The sequence below is a fragment of the Mesobacterium hydrothermale genome (assembly GCF_035818635.1).
Lineage (GTDB): Bacteria > Pseudomonadota > Alphaproteobacteria > Rhodobacterales > Rhodobacteraceae > Mesobacterium_A > Mesobacterium_A hydrothermale.
Genome location: NZ_JAYLLH010000034.1, coordinates 19074 through 32791 on the forward strand (window position 1 = coordinate 19074; position 13718 = coordinate 32791).

Consider the following 13718-nt stretch of genomic DNA (forward strand, 5'->3'; position numbering starts at 1 on the left):
TTGCAGTTCTCCGTGCGGCCCGTTCAGTCAGGCCGTCGCGGACGTATCGTCTTTGATGAAAATCAGCGTGCTGAGCGGCGGCAGGACAACCGTGGCGCGGGCCGGTTGGCCATGGCTTTCTCCGGGTTCCGCGGTGATCGCGCCCATGTTGCCACGCCCGCCGCCGCCATAGATCTCGGCGTCGGTGTTCAGCGCCTCGCGCCAGCGTCCCGCCTGCGGGAAGCCAAGGACATAGGCGTCGCGTTCCACCGGCGTGAAATTGCAGATCACCACGACCTCCGGATCGTCGGGCGTACCGCGCCGCACCCAGGCATAGACAGAGGCCTGGGCGTCGTTCGCCTCGATCCACTGGAACCCCGCGCCGTCGCAGTCCCTGACATGCAGGGCAGGGGTGGCGCGGTAGAGCGCGTTCAGGTCGCGCACAAGGCGTTGCATCCCGGCGTGTTGCGGGTTCTGTAAACAGGCCCAGTCGATTTCCGCGTCATGGTTCCATTCCGCGCCCTGCGCGAATTCCTGCCCCATGAACAACAGCTTCTTGCCGGGATGGCCCCACATGAAGCCATAGTAGGCGCGCAGGTTGGCGAATTTCTCCCAGTCGTTGCCGGGCATCTTGGCCAGCATCGAGCCCTTGCCGTGCACCACCTCGTCATGGCTGATCGGCAGGATGAAGTTTTCGGAAAAGGCATAATGCAGGCCGAATGTCATCTGGTGGTGATGATACTTGCGGTGCACCGGTTCGCGGCCGATGTAATCGAGCGTATCGTTCATCCAGCCCATGTTCCACTTGAACCCGAACCCCAGTCCGCCGTCATGCACCGGGCGCGACACCTTGGGATAGCTGGTGCTTTCCTCGGCCACGGTCAGAATGCCGGCGTCGGCGCCATAGGTGACGGTGTTCATCGCCTGCAACATGGCGATGGCCTCGTAATTCTCGCGGCCGCCGTCCTTGTTGGGGATCCACTCGCCGTCGTTGCGGCTGTAGTCGCGATAGAGCATCGACGCCACCGCGTCCACGCGCAGCCCGTCGACGTGGTATTCCTCGATCCAGTACAGCGCGTTGGCGGTCAGATAGTTCTGAACCTCAAGCCGGCCGTAGTTATAGATCAGGGTGTTCCAGTCCTGGTGGAACCCTTCGCGCGGGTCGGAATGTTCGTAAAGCGCGGTGCCGTCGAACCGCCCCAGCCCATGCGCGTCGGTCGGGAAATGTCCCGGCACCCAGTCCAGGATCAGCCCCAAGCCAGCCTTGTGCGCGGCGTTCACAAGATCACGGAACTCGTGCGGCGGGCCGAAGCGGATGGTGGGTGCGTAAAGCCCAACGGGTTGATAGCCCCAAGAGCCGTCGAACGGATATTCCGATACCGGCATCAGTTCGATATGGGTAAACCCCATCTCCTTGACATACGCGACCAGCTCCTCTGCCGCCTCGCGATAGGACAGGGGCCGCCCGTCCTTGCGCTTCCAGCTGCCAAGATGCACCTCGTAGACCGAAATCGGCTGATCGGTGCGATGCGCCACCTGCCGGGTGGTCATCCAGTCGCCGTCCGACCAGCCATAGCCGCGAATGTCGCGGACCATGCTGGCGGTTTCCGGCGGGTGCTGCGCGCCGAACCCCACCGGGTCGGCCTTCATGTGCAACCCGCCATCTGCGCCGAGAATTTCGTATTTATAGGTGGCGCCATCGCCGACACCGGGCAGGAAAATCTCCCACACCCCGGTGGCGCCGCGCCGCCGCATGACGTGCCGGCGCCCGTCCCAGTGATTGAATTCCCCCACCAGCGACACCCGCCGCGCATTGGGGGCCCAGACCGCGAAATGGGTGCCCGCAACGCCTTCGTGGTCGCGCACATGCGCGCCAAGCGCGTCCCAAAGCCGCTGATGCTTGCCTTCGCCAATCAGGTATTCGTCGATCTCGCCTAGAACCGGTCCGAAACGATAGGCGTCCTCGGCCTCCCAGGTGTCCGACGCGTTTGCGCCGCGCAGGCGATAGGGCCTGGTCCCCGGCACCTTGCCGTGAAACAGGCCCGGAAATCCGTCGACCGGCAACAGGTCATGCGCCTTGCCCTGGACCACGGCCCACATCCTGTCCGCGCCGTGGTCCAGCGCGGTGACGTGGCGCACCCGGCCCAGCTTGTGCGGGCCAAGCACGGAAAAGGGCGCATCGAAGCGACCTTCGCACAGGGCGGCAAGAACCTCGGGCTCGGCGATATCCGCGGGATCGGTCTTGGTCATCATGTCCCCCCTTCGGGGGTCAGCTTACGCCAATCCGATGCGCCTTCAAGCGTCCTTCTCAAGAAGGCTCTCCGCACCCCAGATATCCGCCATGTATCCGCGGATCGTCCTGTCGGACGAAAACCATCCCGAAAGCGCGGTGTTCATCGCCGCCATTTTCGACCAGGCCGCGGTATCGGTAAAGACCGCGTCGGCGTCGCGCTGGGCACGCCAGTAGTCGGTGAAATCCGACGTGACAAGGAAGTAATCCGGCCCGGTCAGGTTGTCGACGATCCCCTTGTAGCGCGCTTTCTCGCCGGGGCTGAAAACGCCCTTGGCCACCGCGTCGATGGCGCGTTTCAGTCGTGGATCGGCGGCCACGGCCTTGGCCGCGTGGTTCTTGATCGCGCGCCGCGCCTCGACCTCGTCCGCCGTCATCCCGAACAGAAAGAAGTTCTCGGCCCCGACGCGTTCGCGGATTTCCACGTTGGCGCCATCCAGCGTGCCCACGGTCGGCGCGCCGTTCAGCGCGAATTTCATGTTGCCGGTGCCCGACGCCTCTTTCCCGGCGGTCGAGATCTGTTCCGACAGGTCCGACGCCGGGATCAGCCGTTCCGCCATCGAAACGTTGTAGTTCGGCAGGAAGGCAACCTTCAGCTTGTCGTTGGTCGTCTTGTCGGCGTTGATCACCGCGGCGGCGTCGTTGATCAGGTGGATGATCTCCTTGGCAAAGAAATAGCCCGGCGCGGCCTTGCCCGCGAACAGCTTGACCCGCGGCGTCCAGTCGGCGTTCGGGGTGTCCTTCATCTCCTGCCACAGCGCGATGGTTTCCAGGATGTTCAGGTGCTGGCGCTTGTATTCGTGGATGCGCTTGATCTGCACATCGAACATCGCCTGCGGGTCCAGCTTCAGCCCGTGGGCGTCCATGACCCAATCCGACAGCGCCGCCTTGTTGGCGGTCTTGACGGCGGCGTACCGTTCCAGCCAGCCTGCGTCGTCGACATGAGGCACCAGAATTTCCAGTTGCTCAAGGTCGCCGATCCAGCCGTCGCCGATGGTGTCGGTGATCAGCGCCGACAGGCCCGGGTTGCAGTTGTGCAGCCACCGGCGCGGGGTCACGCCGTTGGTTTCGTTGATGATCTTTTCCGGGTGCAGGCTGTTCAGGTCCTTGAACACCGTGGTTTTCATCAGCCCGGTGTGCAGCGCCGAGACACCGTTGACACGGTTGGCCAGGATGAACGACAGCTCGCCCATCTTCACCCGGCCATCGCCGCGTGCCGACACCTTGCGCTTGGGATGCGCCTTGGCGTGCGCGGCATCGACCCGGTCGATGATCTGCAGATGTCGCGGCAGCAGTTCCCCGAACAGGGTTTCATCCCAGCTTTCCAGCGCCTCGGGCAACAGGGTGTGGTTGGTGTAGTTCAGGCAGCCCTGCGCGATCCGGACCGCCTCGTCAAAATCCATGCCGCGCGCGTCATGCAGCAGCCGGATCAGTTCCGGCCCGGCAATCGCAGGATGGGTGTCGTTCAACTGGATCGCCACCTTGGACGGCAACAGACCCAGGTCGGCGTGCTCCGCCTCGAACCGGCGCAGGATGTCGTGTACCGACGCGGCCGAAAAGAAATACTCCTGCTTGATCCGCAGCGCCTTGCCGATCTCGGTGCTGTCCTCGGGGTAGAGCACGCGGGAAATTGTCCGCGCCAGCGCTTCGCCTTCGGTGGCGGCGGTGAACTCGCCCGCGTTGAACTTCTCAAGGTTGAACGGATCGACCGCGCGCCCCGACCACAGCCGCAGCGTGTTGGCCCAGCGGCCCTGCCAGCCGACGATCGGCGTGTCATAGGCCTCGGCGTAAACGGTTTCCGCAGGCGTCCAGCCCGTGGCCGTCGCGGTGCCGCCAAAGCCCAGCAGGAACCGCGCCTCGGGTCGTTCGAATTCCCACGGGTGCGGCTGTTGCAGCCAGGTCTCGGGCGCTTCCATCTGGCGCCCGTTCTCGAACGACTGTCGGAACAGCCCATGCTCATAGCGGATGCCGTAGCCAAAGGCCGGGCAGCCCAGCGACGACAGCGATTCCATGAAACAGGCCGCCAGCCGGCCCAACCCGCCGTTACCAAGCGCGGCGTCGGGCTCATCGGTGACAACATCGGTGAAATTCAGCCCGAATCCCTCCAGCGCGCGCCGCGCCTCGTCTTCCAGCCCCAGGTTGATCACCCCGTCTTCCAGCAGACGGCCGATCAGGAATTCCATCGACAGGTAATAGACCCGTTTGGCGTCCTTGGCATAGGTTCTGCGCGTGCTGGCCATCCAGGCATCGACGATCCGGTCGCGCACGGCAAAGCTCAGGGCCATGCGCCAGTCGAACACCGTGGCATGGTCGGGGTCCTTGCCCAGCGAATAGGTCAGGTGGGTGACGATCGCGTCGCGAAAATCTTTGGGGGGCATCTGAAGATCCTTGGCCATGGCTCGTCCTGCCTTTGAGGGTCTGGTTATCTGGGGCGGCGCCGTCTGTGTCACCGTTTGTTTCCTGAAATCACGGCAAAATGGCAAGTGCATGGCAAAAGCGCAGTTAGCGATAACAATCCGCGCGTGTTGCGCGGGCAACAGACCTTGCCGCCCAAAAATCCGGCACCGGACCAAAACCCGCCCCCGGCGCTCAGGTCTTGTCCGCTGCCCCGCGCTCGGCCTTCTTGCGCACCAGCACCGCCCGCAGGTCGTGCAGGGCCAGCAGCAGATCGTCGGTCACCGCCGCAAGCTCCGCCGCCCCCGCGCGCCCTTGCGCCCAGATCGTCGCCGCGTGCACCTGGTCCACCAGACGCCGCATGTCATCCAGTTCGCGCGCGGCCAGCACCTCGGCCCGCGCCGCCATCCAGTCCCCGATCGCGGCCTCGTCGGCAGCGCTCAATGCGGTTTTCCCGTGCGGCCGGATCTCGCCGTTGCGGATGTTGACCACGGCGATCTGCTCCATTTCGATCCGCCGCATCCGGTTGCGGCTGTCGACCCGGAACACCGCCGCGCCGTTCTCGCGGGTGCGAAAGTAATAGTCGGGAAGCTCATCGCCCATGGCGCACACTCCTTTTTTCCCGCCCGCTCGCTGTCATCCGAATCCCCTGTCCTTCTTCTGGCCGGAAATATCCCGGAGAGCACGAGAGGCAGAGCCTCTCGTACGCGCGCGCCCCGCGCGTCCTTACCGCAGCCCCTCGCAGAACCGCTTGATCCGCGCGCAGGCCTCGGTCAGCGCCGCGTCCGACGTGGCATGGCTCACCCGGAAATGCGGTGCCAATCCGAAGGCCGCGCCAAAAACCACCGCCACGCCGGTTTCCGCCAGCAGCGCCGTGGCAAAGGCTTCGTCATCGACGATCCTGGTACCGCCCGCCGACGTTTTGCCGATACAGCCCGCGACTGACGGATAGACGTAAAACGCCCCGTCCGGCACCGGGCAGGTCAGGCCGGGGCAGGCGTTCAGCCCTTCGACCACAAGGTCGCGCCGCCTCTGGAACACCTTGACCCAGTCCTGCAGGAAGTCCTGCGGCCCGTTTAGCGCCTCGACCGCCGCCCATTGGCTTGGCGTGCAGGGGTTCGAGGTCGACTGCGACTGCACCTTGCGCATCGCCTTGATCAACGCTTCGGGGCCGGCCGCGTAACCGATCCGCCAGCCGGTCATGGCATAGGCCTTGCTGACCCCGTTGCAGGTCAGCGTGCGGTCATAAAGCCCCGGCTCGACCTCCGCCGGGGTGCAAAAGACGAAATCGTCGAACACCAGGTGTTCATACATGTCGTCGCTCATCACCCAGACATGCGGGTGGCGCATCAGGACATCGGTCAGCGCCTTCAGCTGCGCGCGCGTGTATCCCGCCCCGGTCGGGTTCGACGGAGAATTGAAGATCAGCCATTTGGTGTTGGGCGTGATCGCCGCCTCCAGCGCCTCGGGCGTCATGCGGAAACCGGTTTCCATCGGGCAGTCCACGATCACCGGCGTGCCCCCGGCGATCAGCACCATGTCGGGATAGCTGACCCAGTAGGGCGCAGGGATGAGGACCTCGTCGCCGGGGTTCAGCGTGGCGACCAGCGCGTTGAACAGAACCTGCTTGCCGCCCGACGACACCGACACCTGGTTCGGCATGTAGCTCAGCCCGTTTTCGCGCGCGAACTTGTCACAGATCGCCTGTTTCAGCTCGGGGATGCCATCGGGGGCGGTGTACTTCGTTTTCCCGGCATTGATTGCCGCAATTGCAGCGGCCTTGATGTGGTCCGGCGTGTCAAAGTCGGGTTCGCCGGCGCCCAGCCCGATCACGTCCTGGCCTGCCTGTTTCATTTCCAGCGCCTTGGTCGAAATCGCGATCGTCGGCGAAGCTTTGACGCGGGACAGGGATTCGGACAGGAAAGGCATCGGGTCGGCTCCGGTTTGAAGTGGCTCGCCCCATGTCTTAGGGTGCGCCCGATCCCGTCGCAAGCCGCGACACGCAAAGGAGAGAGCAATGACCGAGAACTGGTACGGCCCGGATGCAGCAACCTTCGGCGACCGCGTGGCCGCCGCGCGCGAGGCTGCGGGCATGACACAGGAACAACTCGCCAAGCGCATGGGAATCAAGCTCAAGACCCTGCGCGCCTGGGAAGATGACCTGTCCGAACCCCGCGCCAACAAGCTGTCGATGATGGCGGGCATGCTGAATGTCTCGATCATGTGGCTGCTCAATGGCGAAGGCGAAGGGCTCGATGCGCCCTCCGATGCCACCGAACTGTCGGGCGACGTGATCGATATCCTGACCGAAATGCGCGAATTGCGGACCCAGTTGAAGGGTCAGGTCGAACGACTGGCCCGGCTGGAAAAGAAATTGCGCCTGAAACTGAAGGCCCCCAGCGAATGACCGAAACGCCTGAAAACCGCCTCAAACGCCTCACGATGCGCTCGATGCGCCGGGGCATCAAGGAAATGGACATCATCCTGTCGCGCTATGCCGCGGCCCGGTTGTCGTCCATGTCCGGTGCCGAACTCGACGCATACGAGGCGCTCTTGTCGGAAAACGATCAGGATCTTTACCAGTGGGTGTCGGGCCAGATTCCCGCGCCTGACGCGCTGGCACCGATGATCGCCGATATTTCCGAGGTGGCCTTCGCGGCCAAATAAAACGGATTTTAGGCGACGGTGCGTTGCTTAACTGCTTGTTTCGGTTTTTGCCCGAATTTCCCTCGAAACGGACAAAGAGGCGGAGACCGGAATGAGCATTCATCCCAATCTGGGCCACCCTGCGAAACAGGGATTCCTGGCCGGTTACATGGATACGCTGTCGCTGGTGGAACGGTTGCACCGGCTGGTGCTTGACGTGATCAAGGACGAATTCGAACGCGTCGGCGTGATCGAGGTGAACGCGGTACAGGCGCTGCTGCTGTTCAACATTGGCGAAAACGAAGTGACCGCCGGCGAATTGAAAAGCCGGGGCTACTACCAGGGCAGCAACGTCAGCTACAACCTGAAGAAGCTGGTGGACCTCGGCTACATGCACCACCAGCGCTGCGAAATCGACCGCAGGTCGGTGCGTGTGCGCCTGACGCAAAAGGGCCGTGACATCCGCGATGTCGTGGGCGCGCTGTTCCTGCGCCACGCCGATGCCATGGAAGACCGCGGTGTCATCGACATGGCCGGCCTGGACCACGTGACATCGTCGCTCAAACGTATGGAACGCTTCTGGACAGATCAGATCCGCTATATCTACTAGCCCGCAGCGCAGCCCCCTCCTTGCCTGTCCCGGATCAAACCCCGATCACGCCCATGGCGCGACGTGGCACGCGGCGGCCTTGGCGGCATCGCCTCAGGGCTCGCCGGAAAACAGCTGTCCCTGCAATTCGCGCTTCAGCTTGCGCACCATCGCCGCCTCGTAGCCGCCGAAACTCAGCGCGGTTTCGATGAACGCGTCGGGCCCGGAAATCACCCGCGCGTCGTAATAGGCCTGCAATTCGCCAACGAACGTCTGCTGCTGGTCGCCCGCGCCGGTGCCGATCACCAGCCCGTTCACCGTAATCCCCGCCGCACTCATCTGCGGGCGGATGTCCTGCGGCTCTGGCCCGGTGTTGGATTTGCCGTCGCCCGACACATCCAGCGTGCGCTTCCAGCACGCCTCTTGCGTCGAAAGCTGCGACAGACCGGTCAGCAGCGCCGCCCCGATCGCGGTTGACGGGTCGCCCTGCGGCCGCGACGCCCCCCGGATCGTTGCGACGATCACCTGCAAGGTCGCCGCGCTGTCGACGTCGGTCCAGTCCAGGATCACCTGCTGCGTGCCGGGTCCGCTCCATTGATACACCATCAGCCGCACCGGGCTGGACGGCATGAAAAACAGCGCGTCCTGCACCTCTGGGTGCAACAACGCATTGGCCAGCCCGTTGATCTGCAAAGCATATTCGCGGCTATCCACCGAGCCGGAAATATCCAGCGCCAGCGCCAGCGCCTGTCGACACCCGGCCTGGGCGATCCCGGCCCAAAGCGTCAGCAAAACGGCAAGTGTCTTCATCCCGGCGGCATCTCCTGTTCCGCGGCCCCCATCATCACCCCGCCGATTTCCCGCAACAGCTTGCGCGTCATCGCGCGCCGGAACCCGGCATAGCCTTCCGAGGTCTCGACAAACGCGCCCGGCCCGTGCCGCACCTCGTCGCGGTAATAGGCCAGCACCCCGTCATCGGCCCCCAGCACCGCCAGCCCGTTCACCGTGACCCCTTCGAACGGGAAATGGCGATAGGCGTGGGTTGGCAGGAACCCGTCATTGGTGATGCCATCGCCCGACACGTCGATCACCTTGCGGTCGCAGGCCGGAGCCCGGCGCAGCAGCGTCGCCCCGTATCCCAGCGCATAGCCCATTGCCGTGGGAAACCGCGTGTGGCTGCGCGGAAATGCCCGGATCGCCTGCGCCGCCGCGCCGATGTCGCCAGTATCGCGCAGCGGCATCCAATCCAGCACCAGCGTCGATTGCCGTCGCCCGCTCCACTCATACACGGCCAGCACCACGCTGCCAGGCCCCCCGGCCAGCAGCGCGCGCTGGATATCGGGATCGGTCAGCGCGGCGGCCAACCCGTCGCGCTGCAAGGCATATTCCTGCCCATCGACCGAGGACGAAACGTCCAGCGCCAGCACCAATGCCAGACGGCACTGTCCCTGCGCCTGCGCCATACCGGCCCACACGGTCAACGCGGCAAGAAAGGCCCTTACCAATGGCCGATGTTTTCCATGCTGATCCACGGCTCCGCCGGGGGCAGGGCGTCGCCCTGTTGCAGCAGCTCTACCGACACGTTGTCGGGCGACCGCACAAAGGCCATGCGCCCGTCGCGCGGCGGGCGGTTGATCGTCACGCCATTGTCCATCAGGTGCTGGCACATTTCATAGATGTTGGGTACGGAATAGGCGAGGTGCCCAAAATGGCGGCTGTCCGACGGCAACCCGTCGTCGCCGTCCCAGTTCCAGGTCAGTTCCACCGGGCATTCTTCCTGCCCCTCGGGGGCCATGAAGATCAGCGAAAACCGGCCCTGTTCGCTGTCCATCCGGCGGGTCTGTTTCAGCCCCAACAGGGCATAGAAGGCCATCGAGGCCTCAAGGTCTTTCACGCGCACCATGGTGTGCAGGTAACGGATCGGCATGTCTGCTCTCCTTGTCATGACTTTCGGTCACGATAGTCGGACAAACCGGAAAGTCGAGACCTCAGAACGAGGACCGGAACCCCATATAGATGCCGCGGCTGTCGGAATCATAGACCGCCACGTTCGACTCCCGGCGCGACGCGCTCAGCGTCATGCTGGGGACGAAGCCGAAATACTCCATGTTCTGAAAGATCATCGTCACATCCGCCGACAACCGGTCGTCGGTACGGGGCAGGCGGGTATAGATGTTGCTGTCATACTCCTGCCGGCTGGCGGTCACGCCGAAATCGAACCGGACCTGCCCCAGAGGCTTGGCCGGGGCATAGCGCAGCCCGATCCGGCGCTCGGTATAGTCATAGCGAATGTCCGAAGATGCGCTGCCCGTCGCCCCCAGCGTCAGCGTCAGCTTGCCCTTGGGAAACAGTTTGACATAGGCCAGATCGGCGGTGCTCACGTCCTGATCGGCGCGGCCGTTGAAACCTTGCCGCCAGTCATAGCCAAGGCGCAGCTGGGCGTATTGATCCTGTGCGATGAACAGACGCCCGGTGCCCGCCAGCAGGTGGTTGCGTGTCAGTTCGTCACCCGCATACCAGTATTCGGTCACCTGCGCCTCCAGCCCCAGCCCAAAGGGCGAGCCGGCAAACCGGACATCGTGGGCCAGCCGGAAACTCAGTCGGGTCTGGGCATAATCATTGCCCTCGGCACCGGGCGCCTTTTTCTTGGCGCTGTCGGTCAGGGTATAAGTGGTATGGTTCAGCGACCCCTGGACAAAGGTCTGCGACAGCTGGGTCTGTTTCAAGCGATAGCTCAGCGTGACCCCCGCAGAATACTGCGTTCCCGACAGCGCCTGATCGCGACCCGGAACAGACAGCGGCAAACCGGGGTAAAGCGGGGTCTCGAAAGTGTCGCTGCTCGATCCGCCGTTCACGTTCGACGTGGGCGCGATGTTGAAGCTCAGGTTCACCGACAGCGGGTTGCGCGACCGCACAAAGCGGAAATCCTCGATGGCCCGTGCCTTCAGGCCGTCGTTCGGGGCAAGATGGCTCGCCCGCCGCAGCCAAAGCTGCGCCCGCGTGCGTTTGCCGTCTGACGACAGTGCCTGCGCCATCGCCATCGAGGCCGCGTATCTTGTCTGTTGATCGGGGGCCGCGGTCCAGGCAACCCGCGCCGCGCGGGTCGACGCTGTGTAATCGCCCAGGTCGCGCAGCGCGCGGGCGCGGATCAGCAGCGCGTCGATATCGTTGGGGTCGCGCTGCAACAGCGCGTCGGCCATTGCCAGCCCCAGCGCCGGATTGCCCGCCAGAACCGCGTTGGCCGCGCCCTGCCGCATTTCCATTGGCGTCAGCGTGACGGTTTCCGCGTTGGACGGGGCAGGGGCCAGGGTGACCCCCAGCCCAAGAACCGCGATGCTCAGTTGTTTTGCAAACCGCCCGAAGAGCGCCATGAATTACTGCCTGTAGACGATGAAACCACCAGTTTCCTGGAACGTTACACCATCGGCGCGCGGGTCGTCACCCGTGGTCACGGCGATCCCTACGATCTCGTCGGCGTTTTCACCCGCCAGAATCCCGTAATAGGTACCAGAGCTTTCTTCGGCCGTGGTGCCATCCTGGAACCGGTAGATCGACCCGATGCTGCTGGTGATTTCACCGTTGGTGTCCGCGATGTTTGGGGTGATGACCGGGGTCAGGTTCGACAGGGTCACGTTGCCGTTCGGGTCCGATCCGCGGACCAGCGGAACCGAGGCATCGGCCTCGACCGCGTCAAGATAGGCATCGGTGATGTCGTTGCCGTCGATGTCGAACAGGCGACGGTTGTAGATGAACACCGCTACACCGGTCTGGGAATCGTTGAAATCCTTGAAGTCCAGCAGCACCTGCGCGTCACCCGACACATAGTTCAGGCCCGCTGCGCCGTTGAAAATCCGCACCCCGGCATAGTCGCCCAGGTATTCCGCATCGCCCGAGGTCGGGATGATCAGCTCGCGCGCGGCCCCGGTGTCGTCGGTGGCGTTGCGCTGATAGATGAAGCCGCCGAAGCCATAGTTTGCATAAGAGCCCGACCGCACGATGGCGAATTCGGTCATCCCGCTGGTCGACCGCGAATGGATCGCGCGATAGGTGAAGGTGTCGATGACGTTGCCGGTCAGCGGGTCGGTCACGGTCTGATCGGCCTCGTAGACCCGGAACCGGGCGTTGTCGTCCAACTGCCCCACCGCGTTCTGCGAAGTCGCGGTGCCGCCGCGGATATAGGTGTTGTCGCCGTCGAACGCCAGGTTGTCGACGCTGAACACATCCTCACCGCTGGCATTGGAATAGGTGATGTTGCGGGCATACCCGCCGCCGTCGCCCTCTTCGTCGCTCGTCGGCTCATAGCGCACGATCGAACTGTCCGAGGTCGGTTGCGTCGTTCCCGGCGGCAGCGTCCTGTCGCTGGTGATCGGCGTCGTGGTGCCCTCGTCGGTCGTCGTGGTCGTCGTCGTGGTGGTTTCGGTAGCTTCTTCCAGCGGGTTGCCGGTTTCGCACGCGGCAAGGACGCCAAGCGCAAGAAGGAACGCGGTTAAACGTGTCATTTGGAACTGCCTCGATGCCTGCATTTTTTATGCTTTTGTCAAGAAATCCGGGCATCCCCTGCAAAAGTCAATGAAAACCCGTGGCCGTTTGCCAGATTTTCAGGCCCCTGCGGCCCAATTGCCGCCACCGTTTCTTGGCGTCGCGCGGCACGGTTCTACCAGATATAGTCAGACCCGACTCATCTTGTGCCCGAAGGATTCGCCCATGCCGCTCTCGCCCGAACAACAGGCCGACATCGACGCCCTGCGCGCCGCGCCGCAACCCACCCTGCGCGCCGTGTCCCCGGGGATGGAGGCGCATCTCTACACCGCCCACCCGGTGCTGGATCACGGCTTTGTCCGGGTGATCGACTACATGGGCGACGATGCCGCGATCTGCCAGGCCGCGCGGGTCAGCTATGGCAAGGGCACCAAGTCGGTGCAGAACGACGAGGGGCTGATCCGCTACCTGATGCGGCACTGGCATTCGACCCCGTTCGAGATGTGCGAGCTCAAGCTGCACGTCAAGCTGCCGGTCTTCGTCGCGCGCCAGTGGATCCGCCACCGCACCGCCAACGTCAACGAATACTCGGCCCGCTATTCGATCCTCGACCGCGAATTCTACATCCCCGCCCCCGAGGCATTGGCGGCGCAATCGGTGGTCAACAACCAGGGCCGGGGCGCCGCGCTGTCGGGGGAAGAGGCCGACCGCGTCCTGCGCTACCTGCGCGATGACGCGATGCGCTGCTATGACCATTACGAGGAAATGATCAGCCAGGACGGCCAGCAGGGTCTGGCCCGCGAACTGGCCCGGATGAACCTGCCCGCCAATATCTATACCCAGTGGTATTGGAAGGTCGATCTGCACAACCTGCTGCATTTCCTGCGCCTGCGCGCCGACAGCCACGCCCAATACGAAATCCGCGTCTATGCCGAGGCGATCTGCACGATCGTCGCCGACTGGGTGCCCTTCGCCTACAAGGCGTTCGAGGACTACCGCATGGGCGGCGCCACTTTGTCCGGTACAGCCCTTGAGTGTGTCCGCCGGATGTTGAAAGGGGAAGAGGTCACGCAGGAAACCTCCGGCATGTCCAAGGGGGAATGGCGGGAGTTCATGGAGGTTGTTGGGTGAAATCGGTGTGAGGAGTGACTGGGTGGGAGGCAGTCGAAATACTTTCCGTTTTCTCATCTTGCCTAAGCAAACATAAGTAAATCTCAAGTTGTGCGACGCTGTCATGAACTTGTGCTTTTTGAGCTTCTAGTCCATCTAGTGGATTGATCGCGACAAACGAGTCCGAATTGGGATTCCCATTTGGTGCTGGCCGTGCGAGTCATGCTGATG

13 protein-coding genes are annotated in these 13718 nt (G+C 63.6%); 4 read left to right on the top strand and 9 right to left on the bottom strand.

Going from position 1 to position 13718, the window contains the following annotated elements; genetic code table 11:
- Positions 1 to 27: 27 nt before the first annotated feature.
- The 4 genes from glgB to VK792_RS17140 form a co-directional block, all read right to left on the bottom strand.
- The gene (gene glgB / locus VK792_RS17125; RefSeq protein ID WP_435404868.1) at positions 28 to 2232 is read right to left on the bottom strand and encodes a 1,4-alpha-glucan branching protein GlgB; all 2205 of its coding nucleotides are present in this window, start codon (positions 2230 to 2232) and stop codon (positions 28 to 30) included.
- Between the two features lie 42 nt (positions 2233 to 2274).
- On the bottom strand, positions 2275 to 4647 hold the full coding sequence (locus VK792_RS17130) for a glycogen/starch/alpha-glucan phosphorylase (RefSeq protein WP_326299091.1): 2373 nt from the start codon (positions 4645 to 4647) through the stop codon (positions 2275 to 2277).
- A 211-nt stretch (positions 4648 to 4858) separates the two neighbouring features.
- Positions 4859 to 5266, bottom strand: coding sequence for a hypothetical protein (locus tag VK792_RS17135; protein WP_326299092.1), 408 nt, complete (start codon positions 5264 to 5266; stop codon positions 4859 to 4861).
- A 123-nt stretch (positions 5267 to 5389) separates the two neighbouring features.
- Complete coding sequence (locus tag VK792_RS17140) at positions 5390 to 6592, bottom strand: pyridoxal phosphate-dependent aminotransferase (protein ID WP_326299093.1); 1203 nt, start codon at positions 6590 to 6592, stop codon at positions 5390 to 5392.
- A gap of 88 nt (positions 6593 to 6680) precedes the next feature.
- Here VK792_RS17140 and VK792_RS17145 point away from each other — a divergent pair, with 88 nt between their 5' ends.
- The 3 genes from VK792_RS17145 to VK792_RS17155 all read left to right on the top strand — a co-directional run bounded on the left by VK792_RS17145 (position 6681) and on the right by VK792_RS17155 (position 7919).
- Positions 6681 to 7070: a helix-turn-helix domain-containing protein gene (locus tag VK792_RS17145; RefSeq protein WP_326299094.1), complete on the top strand. Its 390-nt coding sequence runs from the start codon at positions 6681 to 6683 to the stop codon at positions 7068 to 7070.
- Complete coding sequence (locus VK792_RS17150) at positions 7067 to 7330, top strand: succinate dehydrogenase assembly factor 2 (protein ID WP_326299095.1); 264 nt, start codon at positions 7067 to 7069, stop codon at positions 7328 to 7330. Before VK792_RS17145 ends, VK792_RS17150 begins: the two co-directional genes overlap by 4 nt.
- A 91-nt stretch (positions 7331 to 7421) precedes the next feature.
- The gene (locus VK792_RS17155) at positions 7422 to 7919 is read left to right on the top strand and encodes a MarR family winged helix-turn-helix transcriptional regulator (RefSeq protein WP_326299096.1); all 498 of its coding nucleotides are present in this window, start codon (positions 7422 to 7424) and stop codon (positions 7917 to 7919) included.
- A gap of 93 nt (positions 7920 to 8012) precedes the next feature.
- Here the strand turns inward: VK792_RS17155 and VK792_RS17160 are convergent, their stop codons facing one another.
- The 5 genes from VK792_RS17160 to VK792_RS17180 all read right to left on the bottom strand — a co-directional run bounded on the left by VK792_RS17160 (position 8013) and on the right by VK792_RS17180 (position 12397).
- Positions 8013 to 8708 carry a DUF1194 domain-containing protein gene (locus VK792_RS17160; RefSeq protein ID WP_326299097.1) on the bottom strand — a complete coding sequence of 232 codons (696 nt, stop codon included), beginning with the start codon at positions 8706 to 8708 and terminating at the stop codon, positions 8013 to 8015.
- Positions 8705 to 9379: a DUF1194 domain-containing protein gene (locus tag VK792_RS17165; protein WP_435404869.1), complete on the bottom strand. Its 675-nt coding sequence runs from the start codon at positions 9377 to 9379 to the stop codon at positions 8705 to 8707. The genes VK792_RS17160 and VK792_RS17165 overlap by 4 nt, the downstream gene beginning before the upstream one ends.
- Before the next feature lie 17 nt (positions 9380 to 9396).
- Positions 9397 to 9825: a VOC family protein gene (locus tag VK792_RS17170; protein WP_326299098.1), complete on the bottom strand. Its 429-nt coding sequence runs from the start codon at positions 9823 to 9825 to the stop codon at positions 9397 to 9399.
- A gap of 61 nt (positions 9826 to 9886) precedes the next feature.
- Complete coding sequence (locus VK792_RS17175) at positions 9887 to 11269, bottom strand: surface lipoprotein assembly modifier (RefSeq protein ID WP_326299099.1); 1383 nt, start codon at positions 11267 to 11269, stop codon at positions 9887 to 9889.
- A gap of 3 nt (positions 11270 to 11272) precedes the next feature.
- Positions 11273 to 12397 carry a hypothetical protein gene (locus tag VK792_RS17180; RefSeq protein WP_326299100.1) on the bottom strand — a complete coding sequence of 375 codons (1125 nt, stop codon included), beginning with the start codon at positions 12395 to 12397 and terminating at the stop codon, positions 11273 to 11275.
- A gap of 205 nt (positions 12398 to 12602) precedes the next feature.
- On the opposite strand from VK792_RS17180, the gene thyX reads away from it, so the two are divergent.
- Entirely contained in the window at positions 12603 to 13508 is a 906-nt protein-coding gene (gene thyX / locus VK792_RS17185; protein ID WP_326299101.1) for an FAD-dependent thymidylate synthase, read from the top strand.
- Positions 13509 to 13718: the final 210 nt, after the last annotated feature.

Coding starts and splice junctions, on each gene's coding strand:
- VK792_RS17180 (WP_326299100.1), bottom strand. CDS start 12,397: ATGACACGTTTAACCGCGTTCCTTCTTGCGCTTGGCGTCCTTGCCGCG.
- VK792_RS17140 (WP_326299093.1), bottom strand. CDS start 6,592: ATGCCTTTCCTGTCCGAATCCCTGTCCCGCGTCAAAGCTTCGCCGACG.
- VK792_RS17175 (WP_326299099.1), bottom strand. CDS start 11,269: ATGGCGCTCTTCGGGCGGTTTGCAAAACAACTGAGCATCGCGGTTCTT.
- VK792_RS17130 (WP_326299091.1), bottom strand. CDS start 4,647: ATGCCCCCCAAAGATTTTCGCGACGCGATCGTCACCCACCTGACCTAT.
- VK792_RS17170 (WP_326299098.1), bottom strand. CDS start 9,825: ATGCCGATCCGTTACCTGCACACCATGGTGCGCGTGAAAGACCTTGAG.
- VK792_RS17150 (WP_326299095.1), top strand. CDS start 7,067: ATGACCGAAACGCCTGAAAACCGCCTCAAACGCCTCACGATGCGCTCG.
- thyX (WP_326299101.1), top strand. CDS start 12,603: ATGCCGCTCTCGCCCGAACAACAGGCCGACATCGACGCCCTGCGCGCC.
- VK792_RS17155 (WP_326299096.1), top strand. CDS start 7,422: ATGAGCATTCATCCCAATCTGGGCCACCCTGCGAAACAGGGATTCCTG.
- VK792_RS17160 (WP_326299097.1), bottom strand. CDS start 8,708: ATGAAGACACTTGCCGTTTTGCTGACGCTTTGGGCCGGGATCGCCCAG.
- VK792_RS17145 (WP_326299094.1), top strand. CDS start 6,681: ATGACCGAGAACTGGTACGGCCCGGATGCAGCAACCTTCGGCGACCGC.
- VK792_RS17135 (WP_326299092.1), bottom strand. CDS start 5,266: ATGGGCGATGAGCTTCCCGACTATTACTTTCGCACCCGCGAGAACGGC.
- glgB (WP_435404868.1), bottom strand. CDS start 2,232: ATGATGACCAAGACCGATCCCGCGGATATCGCCGAGCCCGAGGTTCTT.